The organism is Nocardia lasii (assembly GCF_042658545.1).
GTDB lineage: Bacteria > Actinomycetota > Actinomycetes > Mycobacteriales > Mycobacteriaceae > Nocardia > Nocardia lasii.
The window spans coordinates 172847-186951 of the sequence record NZ_JBHSQN010000014.1 but is presented as its reverse complement, the minus strand read 5'-3'; the positions used below and the strand labels follow the sequence as shown (position 1 = coordinate 186951).

The 14105-nt window shown below is 68.1% G+C and carries 16 protein-coding genes; 8 read left to right on the top strand and 8 right to left on the bottom strand.

What is annotated here, in order from left to right; all coding sequences use genetic code 11:
* Positions 1-565 (bottom strand): deoxyribose-phosphate aldolase (deoC, locus tag ACFP3H_RS21465; RefSeq protein WP_378608716.1); only part of this gene is annotated, 565 nt, incomplete at its 3' end.
* Between the two features lie 97 nt (positions 566-662).
* Between deoC and ACFP3H_RS21460 the strand changes: the two genes are divergently transcribed.
* On the top strand, positions 663-1190 hold the full coding sequence (locus tag ACFP3H_RS21460) for a GNAT family N-acetyltransferase (protein ID WP_378608715.1): 528 nt from the start codon (positions 663-665) through the stop codon (positions 1188-1190).
* A gap of 1 nt (position 1191) precedes the next feature.
* Here the strand turns inward: ACFP3H_RS21460 and purU are convergent, their stop codons facing one another.
* The 6 genes from purU to ACFP3H_RS21430 form a co-directional block, all read right to left on the bottom strand.
* Positions 1192-2085 carry a formyltetrahydrofolate deformylase gene (gene purU / locus ACFP3H_RS21455; RefSeq protein ID WP_378608713.1) on the bottom strand — a complete coding sequence of 298 codons (894 nt, stop codon included), beginning with the start codon at positions 2083-2085 and terminating at the stop codon, positions 1192-1194.
* A 20-nt stretch (positions 2086-2105) separates the two neighbouring features.
* Positions 2106-3158, bottom strand: coding sequence for an alpha/beta fold hydrolase (locus ACFP3H_RS21450; RefSeq protein ID WP_378608712.1), 1053 nt, complete (start codon positions 3156-3158; stop codon positions 2106-2108).
* Positions 3159-3236: 78 nt separating this feature from the next.
* Complete coding sequence (locus ACFP3H_RS21445; RefSeq protein ID WP_378608710.1) at positions 3237-3533, bottom strand: DUF2516 family protein; 297 nt, start codon at positions 3531-3533, stop codon at positions 3237-3239.
* 195 nt (positions 3534-3728) lie between these two features.
* A complete protein-coding gene (locus ACFP3H_RS21440) occupies positions 3729-4376 on the bottom strand; it encodes a heparin-binding hemagglutinin (RefSeq protein WP_378608709.1) in 648 nt (215 codons plus the stop codon).
* Positions 4373-4822, bottom strand: a complete 450-nt coding sequence (locus ACFP3H_RS21435; RefSeq protein WP_378608707.1) for a helix-turn-helix domain-containing protein — start codon at positions 4820-4822, stop codon at positions 4373-4375. The genes ACFP3H_RS21440 and ACFP3H_RS21435 overlap by 4 nt, the downstream gene beginning before the upstream one ends.
* 93 nt (positions 4823-4915) lie before the next feature.
* On the bottom strand, positions 4916-6247 hold the full coding sequence (locus ACFP3H_RS21430) for a DUF445 domain-containing protein (RefSeq protein WP_378608706.1): 1332 nt from the start codon (positions 6245-6247) through the stop codon (positions 4916-4918).
* 260 nt (positions 6248-6507) lie between these two features.
* Between ACFP3H_RS21430 and ACFP3H_RS21425 the strand changes: the two genes are divergently transcribed.
* The 7 genes from ACFP3H_RS21425 to ACFP3H_RS21395 all read left to right on the top strand — a co-directional run bounded on the left by ACFP3H_RS21425 (position 6508) and on the right by ACFP3H_RS21395 (position 12969).
* Entirely contained in the window at positions 6508-7194 is a 687-nt protein-coding gene (locus ACFP3H_RS21425) for a TetR/AcrR family transcriptional regulator (RefSeq protein WP_378608704.1), read from the top strand.
* A gap of 123 nt (positions 7195-7317) precedes the next feature.
* Positions 7318-8745: an ABC1 kinase family protein gene (locus ACFP3H_RS21420; RefSeq protein ID WP_378608703.1), complete on the top strand. Its 1428-nt coding sequence runs from the start codon at positions 7318-7320 to the stop codon at positions 8743-8745.
* A gap of 26 nt (positions 8746-8771) precedes the next feature.
* Positions 8772-10019 (top strand): saccharopine dehydrogenase family protein, encoded by a 1248-nt coding sequence (locus ACFP3H_RS21415; RefSeq protein WP_378608701.1) that lies wholly within the window; start codon positions 8772-8774, stop codon positions 10017-10019.
* A complete protein-coding gene (locus ACFP3H_RS21410; RefSeq protein ID WP_378608700.1) occupies positions 10016-10648 on the top strand; it encodes a class I SAM-dependent methyltransferase in 633 nt (210 codons plus the stop codon). Before ACFP3H_RS21415 ends, ACFP3H_RS21410 begins: the two co-directional genes overlap by 4 nt.
* A 46-nt stretch (positions 10649-10694) precedes the next feature.
* On the top strand, positions 10695-11540 hold the full coding sequence (locus tag ACFP3H_RS21405) for a polyphosphate kinase 2 family protein (protein ID WP_378608698.1): 846 nt from the start codon (positions 10695-10697) through the stop codon (positions 11538-11540).
* Positions 11541-11620: 80 nt separating this feature from the next.
* Positions 11621-12406: a DsbA family protein gene (locus ACFP3H_RS21400; RefSeq protein ID WP_378608697.1), complete on the top strand. Its 786-nt coding sequence runs from the start codon at positions 11621-11623 to the stop codon at positions 12404-12406.
* Entirely contained in the window at positions 12403-12969 is a 567-nt protein-coding gene (locus ACFP3H_RS21395; RefSeq protein ID WP_378608695.1) for a vitamin K epoxide reductase family protein, read from the top strand. The genes ACFP3H_RS21400 and ACFP3H_RS21395 overlap by 4 nt, the downstream gene beginning before the upstream one ends.
* On the opposite strand, the gene ACFP3H_RS21390 is transcribed toward ACFP3H_RS21395, so the two are convergent.
* On the bottom strand, positions 12970-14031 hold the full coding sequence (locus ACFP3H_RS21390; protein WP_378608694.1) for a S1C family serine protease: 1062 nt from the start codon (positions 14029-14031) through the stop codon (positions 12970-12972).
* Positions 14032-14105 lie beyond the last annotated feature (74 nt).

The window sequence follows — 14105 nt, the reverse complement described above, 5'->3', positions numbered from 1 at the left end:
CGCCGCTGGCCTTGACCCCGAGTCGACCCCCGACCGTCTCGGCCATCAACCGCACCGCGTGCACACTGGCCCCGCCTGCGGGATGAAAACCGGTGGAGGTCTTCACGAAATCGGCGCCCGCCTGCTCGGCGGCCCGGCACGCGCCGACGATCGCCTCGTCGGTGAGCGCGGCCGATTCGATGATCACCTTGAGCAGCGCCCGATCCCCGATCGCCTCCCGCACCGTGATGATGTCGGCGAGCACGGCATTGAAGTCCCCGGCCAGCGCGGCGCCCACGTCGATCACCATGTCGACCTCGGTGGCACCCTGATCCACCGCAAGGCGCGCCTCGGCGCCCTTGACCAGCGAATGATGCTTGCCGGAGGGGAATCCGGCGACGGTGGCCACCACCACGCCCGGCGCGCGCACCGGCAGCATCGAGGGCGAGATACAGATCGCGTACACGCCCAGCTTGCGGGCCTCGGCGATCAGCGTGTCCACCTCGGCCGGGGTGGCCTCCGGGGCGAGCAGGGTGTGGTCGATCAGGTCGGCCACGGCGGCCCGGGTCAGCGGCGCGGAAGTCATTTCCCGAGCATCGCACATGTTCGGGCGGGAGCGGCGCACGGTATCGCCGCCGCGGAGTCATTGCGCTCGTCTACTCCCATCCGGGAGACTTGACCCTGTGCTGATTCGTCGCGAGACCCCAGCGGACGCCGCGGCGATCGCCGCCATCCACCGCGCCGCCTTCGCCCCGCACTACGCGAGCGATCCGGCCGTCACCGAACCCCCCGAACCCGCCCTCGTCGACGCCCTGCGCACCGACGAGTCCTGGATGCCGACCCTGTCGCTGGTCGCCCTGGAATACGACACCGTCGTCGGCCACCTCACCCTCACCAGGGCGGGCATCGGCCCCTTCCCGGTGCTGGCGCTGGGCCCGCTCGGCGTCGACCCCGAACACCAGAAGTCCGGCGTCGGCTCGGCCCTGGTGCACGCCGCGCTCGGTGCCGCCGACGCCCTCGACGAATCGGTGGTCGGCCTGGTCGGCGACCCCGACTACTACGCCCGCTTCGGTTTCGTCCCCGGCGCGCGCCTGGGCATCGTCCCCGACGAGGCCGAGTGGGCGCCGTACTTCCAGGTCCGCCCGCTCACCGCCTACGATCCGGCGGTCACCGGCGAATTCCGTTACGCGGCACCGTTCTACGACCTGTGACTCACTCGAACACCACCGTGCGCCGCCCGTGCACGAGCACCCGCCCCTCGAGGTGCCAGCGCAGGCCGCGCGCGAGCACCACCCGTTCGATATCGCGCCCCTGACGCACCATGTCGCGCACGTCGTCGGCATGATCGACCCTGATCACGTCCTGTTCGATGATCGGCCCCGCGTCCAACTCGGCGGTCACGTAGTGACATGTCGCCCCGATCAGCTTCACCCCGCGCGCGTAGGCCTGGTGATAGGGCCGCGCGCCCACGAACGAGGGCAGGAAGCTGTGGTGGATATTGATCGCGCGCCCCGCCCAGTGCTCGCACAGCTCCGCCGGCAGCACCTGCATGAACCGGGCCAGCACCACCGCGTGCGGATCGTGCGAGTCGACCAGCTCGCGCACCTGGTCGAAGGCCGGTCCGCGCTCGGCCGGATCCTTCGGGAACGGCACGTAGTGGAACTTCACCCCGTGCGCCTCGGTCATCCCGGCCAGATCGGGATGATTGCCGATCACCGCCTCGATGGTGGCGGGCAGCTCACCGGCCTGCGCGCGCCCGAGTAGGTCGTGCAGGCAGTGCCCGTCCTTGCTCACCAGCAGCACCACCCGCCGCGGCTCCCCCGAATCGAGCAGCTGCCAATCGGTCTCGGGCCCGAACTCCGCGGCCACCTGCGCGAAGCGCGAGCGCAGCTCGTCGATCCCGAACGGCACCGTCGCGGCCTGCACCGACTGGCGGGTGAAGAACCAGCCGATGTCACCGTCGGAGTGGTACCCGGCCTCGGAGATCGAGCCGCCGAACTCGGCGATGAACGAGGAGATCCGGGCGATGATGCCCGGCCGGTCGGGACAGCCGAGGGTCAGCACGAAACGGCGGTCGTCCGAGGTCACGGGGGCGATGGTGCTCATGCCCTCATCCTCGCAGGCGATCAGGCCATGGCGCGCGCAGGCTCGGTGGCGGCGGTGAGCAGGGCGTTCAGTTCGGCGTTGAACAGGTCGTAGCGCTCCACATTGCCCAGGTGTCCGGTCGGCAGCACCTTGAACGCGACCAGGCTGCCCGCGTCGGCCAGCAGCGCGGCCAGGCGCTCGGCGTGCAGGCGCGGGGTCATGTCGTCGCGGTCACCGGCGAGCACGGTGGTGGGCACGCACAGGTTCTTCGCGTCGTCGCCCAGGTGCAGGTTGGTGAGCAGCAGCCCGTAGCGCGAGCGCGTCATGATCGGGCAGGCCCGCACCACCGACAGCGCGTAGTCGAGCTTGGCGCGCGAGGTGTCCAGGGTCATCACCTGGCGGGCGAAGATCCACCGCACCGGTTTGATCGGCGGCAGCACCACCGGGGTGCCGAGCACGAGCTTGCCCAGCCAGTCCGGGGTCGGCAGCGCGCGACCGCGCAGCAGCTGCAGCGGCTTGTTCAGGCCGGGGATCATGGTGGAGACCTCGACCAGCGAGTGGGCGCCGGTGTTGGTCAGGATCACCGCGGCGGCCTGTTCGGCGACCCGCTCGGGGTAGCGCCCGGCCCAGGCGATCAGGGTCATGCCGCCCATGCTGTGGCCGGCCAGCACCGCGCGCTGACCCGGCAGCAGCACCGCGTCGAGGACATCGCACAGGTCGTCGGCGAGCAGGTTGGTGCTCGGCTTGGCGTAGCCGTTGGTGCTCTCGCCGTGGCCGCGCTGGTCGTAGGCGATCACGCGGTACTCGCCGGCGAAGGCGTTGATCTGGGCGTTCCAGTATTCGAGCGAACACGTCCAGCCGTGCGAGAACACGATCACGGGCGCGTCGAGGGGGCCGTAGGCGTGCACGCGCAGCCGGGCGCCGTCGGCGGTGACCACCGGGATCACGTCGTAGGGCAGCCGCGGCGGATCGAGGGCCGCGTCGCCGTGGGACCTGGTCCGCAGGTCGGCACGGTGGGCCGCCCGAACCGTCTCGACCATGCTGGATACCTGACGGAACCCCTCGGCGAGAGCCGTCGACAACTTTGCGCGCATCGGCACACTCCTTTGTGTTACTGATAGAAACAGTAACACCGCGTACCACACACCCGGAAGGCTATCGGCGGGGAGATTTCACCACCGCGGACCGCGCTGCACCTCATCGACCTTGGGCCGCACATCAGCCAGGTACACCCCCGTCGCGATGATCGCGATGAACGTGAGCAGCCCCAGCCCACCGGCCGCGATCAGCAGAAACACCACGGCCCCACCGAGAATCGCCATCCAGATCGGCTTGGTCAGCTTGTCGGCCGCGGTAAAAGCGTCCGACCGCTGCCGCACGGCATGGATCAGGGCGAACACCGTCGCGCCGAAAGCCACCACCCAGATGACCAGCATGATCAGCGCCGTCAGATTGTTCACCGTATTCACACCCCCATCATACGAACAGCGACCCCGCACACACTGTGTACGGGGTCGCTGTCAACGATCTGGGACCGTCTTCCAAAACAAGGATCCAGCCAGAAGCCCGATCAACCGAGCCTCACTGTCAACGATCTGGGACCGTCTTCCAAAACAAGGTTCCAGTCAGAAGCCCGATCAACCGAGCCTCACTGGCCTGCAGTCTTAGACCTTCTTCGGCGCGGCCTTCTTGGCGGGAGCCTTCTTGGCGGGCGCGGCCTTCTTAGCGGCGGGGGCCTTGGGGGCGGGGGCCGGCTCGGTGGTGACCGCGACGACCTCGGCCTCGACGACGGCCTCGGCGGTGTCGGCGGCGGCCACGACCTCGGCCTTGCCGCGACCCAGCAGGTCGTTGACCTTGGTCAGGGCGTCTTCGGCGCGGGCGGAGGCATCCTTGTAGATGGTCTCGACGCGACCGATCTGCTCCTCGACGGCCGGGGTGGTCTTGAGCCGGTCGACGGTCTCCTCGCCGCGGACCGCGAGGTCGGCGTAGATGTCGAGGGCCTGGCGGTAGTACTGCTCGGCCAGCTTGCGCAGCTCTTCGGTGGTGAACTTCTCGCGCAGCTCGGCGAGGTCCTCCGGGAGCTCGGTGGGCAGCACGGACAGGCGCTCGCGCAGGGTGTCGAACTGGGCCTGCACGTCGGCGGGCACGTTGGCGATGCGCTCACGGGCCTCTTCCACGCGCGCCTTGGCGTCGGTGGTGGCCACTCGCTCACGGACGTCGGCCACGACGTCGTTCACGGCGGTGTAGATGGCATCACCGGCGCCGACGGTGGCGTAGAGCGGCTTGGTCACAGTGGCGGTCTTCTCGGTCATCTGTCTTCATTCTCCTGGTGTGGCGGAGTGTCAGTTGTCGTGAACGAAACGTCACTGTCCCGTTCGTTCCCCCCTGAGCCGGTGTCTTCCCCGTTTTCCCGGCGAAACGACTCATAGATTTCCAGCAACACCTGTTTCTGCCGCTCGGACACCGAAGTGTCGGCCAGCAGGGCGTCCCGGACCGGGCTGTGCGGGCGCTGTTCGAGAAAACCGGCCCGCACATACAACACCTCCGAGGAAACGCGCAGTGCCTTGGCGATCTGTGCGAGTACTTCGGCGGAGGGATTGCGTAATCCGCGTTCGATTTGGCTCAGGTACGGATTACTGACCCCAGCCAGAGCGGCGAGCTGACGCAGGGACACTTGCGCGCTTTCGCGCTGTGCCCTGATGAAACCTCCGATGTCTTGAGCCGCGTGCGCTACACGACTCTCGGGTTGGTCTGTCATCGCTCACCTTCTGGTGTTGTAAGGCCAATAGTAGAACAGGGTGCTAACTATTGCAAGCACTTCTGTTAGCACCGGTCCGGCTAACGGTTCGGGTCAGTGGAACAGCAACTGCGAGATCGTGTAGATGGCCAGGCCGGCGAGCGATCCGACGACCGTGCCGTTGATCCTGATGAACTGCAGATCCCGGCCCACCTGCAATTCGATCTTCTTGCTCGCCTCGTCGGCGTCCCAGCGCGCGACCGTGTCGGTCACCAGGGTGGAGATCTCACTGGCGTAGTTACCGACCAGATAGCGGGCGCCCCGGTCGATCCACCCGTCCACCTTGCCACGCATCTGCGGATCGTCGCGCAAGCGCTCGCCGAGCTGCTGCACATTTTCGGCGACTTTGCGACGCAGCGTGGAGTCGGGATCGTCGGCCGACTCGAGGATCAACCGTTTGGCCGCGCGCCAGGTGGCCTCGGCCATTCCGGTGATCTGCTCGCGGCCCATGATCTCGGCCTTGACCTTCTCGGCCTTGGCGATCATCGCGTCGTCGTGTTGCAGGTCCTCGGCGAAATCCTGCAGAAAGCGATCGGCGGCCTTGCGCAATTCATGATCGGGATCGGAGCGGACCTTCCAGGTGAACTCCACGAGTTCGCGATAGATTCGCTCCGAGAGCAGCGTGTTGACGAATTTCGGCGCCCACTGCGGCGAATCGCGCACCACGATCCGGTCGATCGTGTCCTGCGAACCCAGCGCCCACTGGTGCGCCCGCTCGGCGAGCAGGTCGATCAGCGGCCGCTGCCGGTTGTCGGCGATCATCTCCGAGAGCACCCGCCCCAGCGGCGGACCCCACAGCGGTTCGGCGATCCGCTTGACGATGGTGTTGTCGATGATCTGCTCGACGTCCTCGTCACGCAGCGTGTTGACCACCGCGGTCAGGATGGTGGCGCTCTCCTTGGCCACCCGCGCCGCGTTCTTCGGTTCGGCCATCCAGCGCCCCACCCGCAGCGAGATCTGCGCCGACTCCAATCGCGCCGAGACCACGTCGGGGGCCAGGAAGTTGGTGCCGACGAAGGCGCCCAGGCTCTCGCCGAGCTGGTCTTTCTTCTTGCGGATGATCGCGGTGTGCGGGATCGGCAGCCCGAGTGGGTGTTTGAACAGCGCGGTGACGGCGAACCAGTCGGCCAGCGCGCCGACCATGCCCGCCTCCGAGGCCGCGCGCACATAGCCGACCCACTCCCCGCCCCCGCCGCGCGATTCGAGCCAGCGGCACAGCAGGTAGATCACGCTGGCCACCACCAGGAACCCGGTGGCCAGCGCCTTCATCTTGAACAGGTCACGTCGTTTGCCCGCCTCATCGGTCATCACCGCGAAGCCGGCGGGCCGCTCGGCGGGTTCGGTGCGCGGCGCGAGAACCGCCGTGTTGCCGGGAGATTTCTCCATAACCACCATTCTGCTGTGCGCGCGGCGAGTACGCCGCCGCCAGCCCCGCGTGGCGGGTGCCGCGACACGGCGACAGCGCTGTTTCGGCTACGCGCGGGTAGCCGCGGGGGTGTGGTAAATGCCGCAACGTCGCTCAAAAATGCACCACCTCACACCTACGCGCCTAAGCTGTTCGGTAGAGACCGCCACATCGATCCAAGGGGGCTGTTCTGTCCACCGAAGACCTTGTCGAGATCGGCGAGCAGACACCGCGTCCGAGCGTGCGCGGCGGCGCCCAGGCCGACGGCCGCAAACGTCGGTGGCGCCAGCACAAGATCGACCGCCGCGAGGAGCTGGTCGACGGCACCCTCAATGCCATCCGGGCCAGGGGCAGCCAGTCGGGCATGGACGAGATCGCCAGCGAGATCGGCGTGTCCAAGACCGTGCTGTACCGCTATTTCGCGGACAAGAACGACCTGGTGCACGCCACCATGCAGCGCTTCATCGAAACCACCCTGCTGCCACGGGTGTACGGCGCGATCAGTCTCGACGCCGACGAGTACCAGCTCGTGCGCGCCGCGATGACCGAGTACGTCGGGACCGTCGACGACGATCCCGAGGTCTACCGGTTCATCATGAGCAACACCGCGGGCGATCAGTCCTCGCTGGCCGAGTTCGAGCGCCTGTTCGCCGAGGTGGTGGCCACGGTGCTCGTCGATCGGGCGGGCGCCAAGGGCATCCGCACCGACGGCGCGCTGCTGTGGTCGTATGTGCTGGTCGGCGGCATCCAGCTGGCCACCCACTGGTGGACCAACACCGACAAGGCCATGCCGCGCCAGGATGTCATCGACTACCTCACGATGATGGCCTGGAGCGCGATCGAGGGCATCGCCCGCGCCGGTGGCTCGCCGCAACTGTTCACCGCGGCGTCGCATCCGCTGCCCGAGGTTCCGCCCCAGCCGCTCTGATCTGCCCTTTCCCCTATTCCAGGGAGCGGAACTCGACAACCCGGCGTGGTTGGCTACGCTGAACCGAGCGGGACACTGTGGTTTGTGTCACCGTCGCGCGTCGGCACCAACGGAGGTATCTCGATGGCGAAGAACATGCCGACTTCCCGGCTGGCCCGTGGGACGAAGCTGGGCGCTGTCGCGGCGGGGTCGGTCATCCGGTCGAAGAAGACCAGGCTCTCGATGCGCGGCCGTTCCGACGCCGTGCGCGCGCGGATGGCCGAGGAGTCGATGATCCGCACCACCGAGCAGGTGGTCATGGTGCTGGGCACCATGAAGGGCGTCGCCATGAAGCTGGGCCAGATGATGTCGGTGCTGGATCTGGATCTGGTGCCGGAGAATCACCGCGAACGGTTCCAGCAGCGCCTGGCCGTGCTGCGCAATGCCGCTCCCACCGTGTCGTTCGAGTCCATGCGCGCGGTGATCGAGCAGGATTTCGACGCCCCGCTGGCGGAGATCTTCGCCGAGTTCGATCCCGAGCCGATCGCCGCGGCCTCGATCGGCCAGGTCTATCGGGCCACCCTGCACGACGGGCGCGCGGTGGCGGTGAAGGTCCAGTACCCCGGCATCGACGCCGCGGTGCGCGCGGATCTGAAGAACCTCACCATGTTTCGCCGCGTATTGGCCTCGGCCATGCCGTGGATCACCCCCGCGGTGCTCGACGAGCTGAAACTGAACATGGAGAGCGAGCTCGACTACCGCGCCGAGGCCGCCACCCAGTGCGAGATCGCCCACCTCTACCGCGAGCACCCGTTCATCGTGGTGCCCGCCGCCGTGCCCGAGTTGTCGACCACGCGCGTGCTGGTCAGCGAGCTCATCGACGGTGACGGTTTCGAGGAGATCCGCAAACTCCCTGCCGCGCAACGCAATCGGATCGGCGAGATCATCTACCGGTTCTACGTCGGCTCGCTGTTCACCTTCAACGAGTTCTGCGGCGACCCGCACCCCGGCAACGTGCTGCTGGCCCGCGACGGCCGCGTGGCCTTCCTCGACTTCGGCCTGTTCAACCGCATGGACCCCAAGCTGGTCCACTTCGAGATCCGCTGCCTGCGCGCGGCGGGCGAGGATCGCGCCGAGGACCTGCGCCAGTTGATGATCGAGCGCGGCGTGATCGATTCGCCCGAGGAGATCGGCGCCGAGGAATGCCTCGAGTACGTGCTGGCCGCCTCGGAGTGGTGTCTGGTCGACGAGGAACTCACCATCACCCCCGAGCTGGCCAGCGGCGCGTTCCTGCTCGCCGTCGACCCGAGGGCCAGTGAGTTCACCGGCATGAAGCAGCAGAATCTGCCGCCCGAGCACCTGTTCTCGCGCCGCGCCGACTTCCTCACCTTCGGCATGCTCGGCCAGCTCGACAGCACCAACAACTGGCATTCGATCGCCCGCGAGTGGCTCTACGGCGACGCCCCCGTCACCGAACTGGGCCTGGCCCACCACGAGTGGTTCGCCACCCATCCACCCAAGCCGGTCAAGAAGAAGACCCGCGCGCCCAAGGCGCCGGCGACCAAGCCCTGATCACCACCCTTTTCGAGAGGCGCGCAATGCCGCAGCACCGCGAGTTCGACCTGATCCTGTTCGGCGCGACGGGTTTCGTCGGCAAGCTCACCGCCGAGTACCTGCTCACCGCCGTTGCGGCCGACGCCAGGATCGCGCTGGCCGGTCGCTCGTCGAGCAAGCTGGCCGCCACCCGCGACGAACTGGGTCCGGCCGCCGCGCACTGGGATCTCGTCGTCGCCGATTCCAGTGATCCCGCGTCGCTGGCCGCGATGGCCGAGCGCACCAAGGTCGTGGTCACCACCGTCGGCCCGTACCTGCGCTACGGCATGCCCCTGGTCGCCGCGTGCGCGACCGCGGGCACCCACTACGCCGACCTCACCGGCGAGCCGCTGTTCATCCACGACGCCATCACCGGCTACGAGCAGATCGCGATCGACTCCGGCGCCAAGATCGTGAATTCCTGTGGCTACGACTCGATTCCGTCGGATCTGAGCGTGTACGAGATCTACCGCGCCACCCTGGCCGAGGACACCGGCGAGCTCGAGGACACCACCCTGGTCGCCTACCTCAAGGGCGGCATGAGCGGCGGCACCGTCGATTCCGGTCGCGCCATGCTCGAGGACGTCGCCGCGAATTCCGCGCGCGCCAAGATCCTGGCCCACCCGTATTCGCTGAGCCCGGACCGCAGCATGGAACCGGAGGTGGGCCGCCAGTCCGATCAGGCGCTGGCCCGTGCCGACAGCATCGACCCGAGCCTGCACGGTTGGGTCACCACGTTCATCATGGCCTCGCACAACACCAAGGTCGTGCGCCGCACCAACGGTCTGCTCGGCTGGGCCTACGGCAAGCAGTTCCGCTACCGCGAAGTGATGAACGCGGGCACCTCGGCCGCCGCGCCGCTGGTCGCGGCCGGGATCGCCGGTGGTATCGCGGCCGGGATGGCCTCGGGCGCGGTGCTGTCGCGGGTGTCGTTGGGCCGTAAGCTGCTCGACCGTATCCTGCCCGCTCCCGGCACCGGCCCCGACGAGAAGGCACGGCGCAGCGGCTGGTTCACCATGAAGACCTTCGCCCGCACCAGTTCCGGTGCCAAGTACCAGGCCACCTTCTCCGGCACCGGCGACCCCGGCTACCAGGCCACCGCCGTGCTGCTCGGCCAGGCGGGCCTGTCGCTGGCCTTCGACACCCTGCCCGATCGCGCGGGCGTGCTCACTCCCGCCTCGGCGATGGGCGAGGCGCTCACCGAGCGGCTGCGCGCGGCCGGTATGACGATCGAAGTCACCCGCGTACCGTGAATCTCGCCCGCAAGACCATGAATGCCCCGGCCCTGGCGGCGGTGTACGAGCGCGCGTGGCGACCCGCGGTGTTCTACCTCGCCAGCGGCCGCACCACCGGCACCGACCGTCGCGACGCTGTCGACGCGCTGCGCCTGCGCGGCCCGCAGAAGGTGCTCGATCTCGCCTGTGGCCCCGGCAATTTCGCCCACTACCTCAGCGGGTACCTCACCGACGGCGGGTTCGTGACGGGCCTGGACTACTCCCCCGCGATGCTGGCCAAGGCCGCCGCCGACAACGCGGGTCCGCGCGTGGGCTACGTCCGCGGCGATGCCCGCACCCTGCCCTTCGCCGACGGCACCTTCGACGCCGTCTGCTGTTTCGGCGCCCTGTACCTGATCCCCGACCCGTTGGCCGCCGCCCGCGAGATGATCCGGGTGCTGCGTCCGGGCGGCCGTATCGCGATCAGCACCAGCTTCCGCGAGGACAACCTGTTCGGCACGGTCAGCACCGCGGCGGCGGGCCTGAGCGGGCTGCGCCTGTTCGACCGCGACACCTTCCCCGACCTGTTCGCCGCGGCGGGCCTGATCGACATCGACCAGCGCGTGCACCGTTTCATGCAGTACGTGGACGCCACCCGCCCCGAGTGAGCTCGGAGCTACCCGCGAACCGGTCGACTAGTGGTAGGTATGGGAAATGGCGAAACAGTGGATCGACCGTGCTGATGTCGTGCTGCGGGCCGACGGTCAGCGAGTCGCCGACCTCGATACCTCGAGCACGCCCGGCTTCGACGGCGGCAAACGCGAGGGCAAGGAACTGCTCGCCGAGCGGGCGCAGGTGCTGTCGGTGCTGCAGGAGAAGCTGTTCGCGCACGGCCGCACCGGCGGTCAGCGCAGTGTGCTGCTGATCCTGCAGGGCATGGACACCGCGGGCAAGGGCGGCATCGTGCGCCACGTGATCGGTTCGGTCGATCCGCAGGGTGTCGATCACGCCTCCTTCGGCGTACCCACCGACGAGGAGAAGCAGCACGATTTCCTGTGGCGTATCCGCAAGCGGCTGCCCGCGCACGGCCAGATCGGCGTGTTCGACCGCTCCCAGTACGAGGACGTGCTGGTCGTGCGCGTGCACGACCTCGTGCCGCAGGCCGAGTGGGAGCAGCGCTACGACCAGATCAACGCCTTCGAGAAGCAGGCCGCCGACGCGGGCACGGTGATCGTGAAGGTCGCCATGTTCGTCTCGCTCGACGAGCAGAAGAACCGGCTGCGCCAACGCCTCGAACGCCCGGACAAGTACTGGAAGTTCAGCCCCGCCGACATCACCGAGCGCGCCTACTGGCCCGAGTACCAGAAGGCCTACCAGGCCGTTCTCGACCGCACCAACACCGATTACGCCCCCTGGTACGTGCTGCCCTCCGACCACAAGTGGTACGCGCGCCTTGCGGTCACCGAACTGCTGATCGGCGCGCTGTCCACGTTGAAACTGGACTGGCCGCCCGCGAACTTCGACATCGCCGAGCAGCTGCGCCGACTCGACGAGTCCTGAACGCCCGCTTTGCGGAAACTCTCAGGTTCGGCCCGCATGATGATGAGGTTCGCGATGGGGTGCCAACGAGCGAAAGGCGTGTGACAACGGTGACCACGGGCAAGAATCCTTCCGGCAAGGGTCCGGCGGGCAAGAATCCGCTGGCGGCGGCGGAAGAGGCCGACAAGAAGCGCAAGATCATGATCCAGGTCGGGGTGGCCGCGGTGTTGGTCGCGCTGGTCGCGGCCATCGGCATCGGCCTGGCGGTGAAGAAGTCCGACTCCGACAGCAAGGAGTCGACGAGTTCGGCGGCCCAGCTGCCCGCGACCGGCGGCTCGGTCACCCCCACCGGCACCGTCATCATCGGCAACCCGGCCGCCCCGGTGAAGGTCCGCGTCGTCGCCGATCTCCAGTGCCCGGCCTGCAAGCAGTTCGAGGCGGCCAACGGCGCGGCCCTGGCCAAGGCGGCCGCCGACGGCAGCGCCTCGGTGGAGTACCAGATCATCTCGTTCCTGGACAAGGCCTCCACCGACCAGTACTCCTCGCGCGCGGCCAACGCGTCGTTCTGCGTGGCCAAGTCCGATACGACCAAGTATCAGAGCTGGTTGCAGACCATGTTCGAGCAGCAGCCCGCCGAGGGCGGCGCGGGCCTGAGCAACGACCAGCTCGTGCAGATCGCGACCGACGCCGGCTACACCGATCCCGCCGTCGCCACCTGCATCAACGGCAAGCCCTACAACGACGACATCCAGAAGTTCACCCAGGCCGCGCTGCAGGGCGGCGTGCAGTCCACCCCCTCGGTCTACATCAACGGTCAGCTCGAGCAGTCCGACGCGATCTTCACCGAGGACGGCCTGACCTCGGTGATCGCCGACGCGGCCAAGTGATCACCGCCCCCGCCCGCGCCGCCTGGCTGATGCTCGTCGCCGGGCTGGCGGGCTGGTTGGCGTCGTTCACCCTCACCGTCGAGCGCTACAAGCTGTTCGTCGACCCGAATTACGTCACCTCGTGCAGCATCAACTCGGTGCTGTCGTGCGGGTCGATCATGAAGACCGATCAGGCCGCCGTCTTCGGCTTCCCCAACCCCCTGATCGGCGTGGTCGGCTTCTCGGTCGTGGTCACCCTCGCCGTCCTGTCGGTGGTCGGCGTCGGTTTCCCCCGCTGGATCTGGGCCGGTCTGTGGGTCGGCACGGTCCTGGGTCTGGCGGGCCTGTGCTGGCTGATCTTCCAGAGCCTGTACCGGATCAACGCCCTGTGCCCGTACTGCATGGTCGTCTGGGCCGCGGTTCCCATCCTGTTCGCCGTCACCACTCAGGAACTGTGGGGCCGCTCCCGAGGCGTCCTCGGCATCCTCGCCGAATGGCGCTGGACCCTGGTCGTCCTGTTCTACGCGATTGTCCTCCTGCTGGTCTTCCTGAAGTTCCAGGACTATTGGTTGAGCCTGGTCTGACTAGCTGGGCGTGCCGGTCGCCAGTACCGCTTCGACCGTCCGACGTTCCCCATCGGGCGAGGTGACCTCGAGTCGGACCAGGTCGGCGGGCTTGCGCACGCTGATCGCCGCGCCCAACGCCTTCGCCGTGGTGATCGAGACCCCGTCCACCGAGGTGATCACGTCACCGATGTTGATCCCGGCCTCGCGCGCGGGCTGACCGAAGAACGCCCAGCTGACCTGCGCCCCCGCCGGTCGCCCGTCGATCACCTGCACGCCCAGCGTCGCGGTCGGCCCGATGTGCACCGTCTCGGTCGGCGTCCCCGAGCGGATCTGCTCGACGATCCGCATGACGGTGTCGATCGGCACCGCGTACCCGTTGGCCGGTTTGCCCTCCGCGCGCGCCTCCTGCCCGGACGCGGCCGCGATCACCCCGACGACCGCGCCGCTGCCGTCGACCAGCGCCCCACCGGACTGTCCGCCCACCACCGGGGCGGCGATCTCCACCATCCCGTGCAGTGCCTTGCGGCTCAGGTCGGCGGCGTTCATCGCCACGATCGTCGCGTCGAGGTCGGTGACCGGGCCGGATACCGCGGTCGGGTCGCCGCCGTCACCGCCCGCGTCGCCGATGGCCAATACGTCCTGGCCGATCCGCAGGTCCGAGGAGCTGCCGATCCAGGCGACCGGCAAGCCCGACGCCCCGCCCAGCGAGAGCAGCGCGATATCGGCGGCGGCGTCGTAGCCGAGCACGCTCGCCTCGTACTCGAGCCCGTTGGCGATATCGGTGACGCGCAGTTTCTCGGCGCCCTTGATCACGTGATGGCTGGTCAGGATCTGTCCGTCCGGGGTGAGCACGATCCCCGAGCCGGCCGCGCCGACCCCCGAGCCCGCGCTCGCGGCGTCGATGTTGACCAGCACCGGTTCCAGCTGTCCGGCCACCGCGACCGGGTCGAGCGGCACCAGCACCGGTGCCTGCGCTTGCGCCACGAACTGCGGTTCGACCAGCGCGTATTCGCTGCGGAATCCGAGAAACGCGCCAAGCCCCAGCAGCGCGACCACCAGTAATCGTCCGACACTTTTCACAGGACATGTCCTCTCTTGCGAGCCGACCTATCCATTGTGACCCGATTTTCGCCGCGTTCGGTCTCGATCAGGAT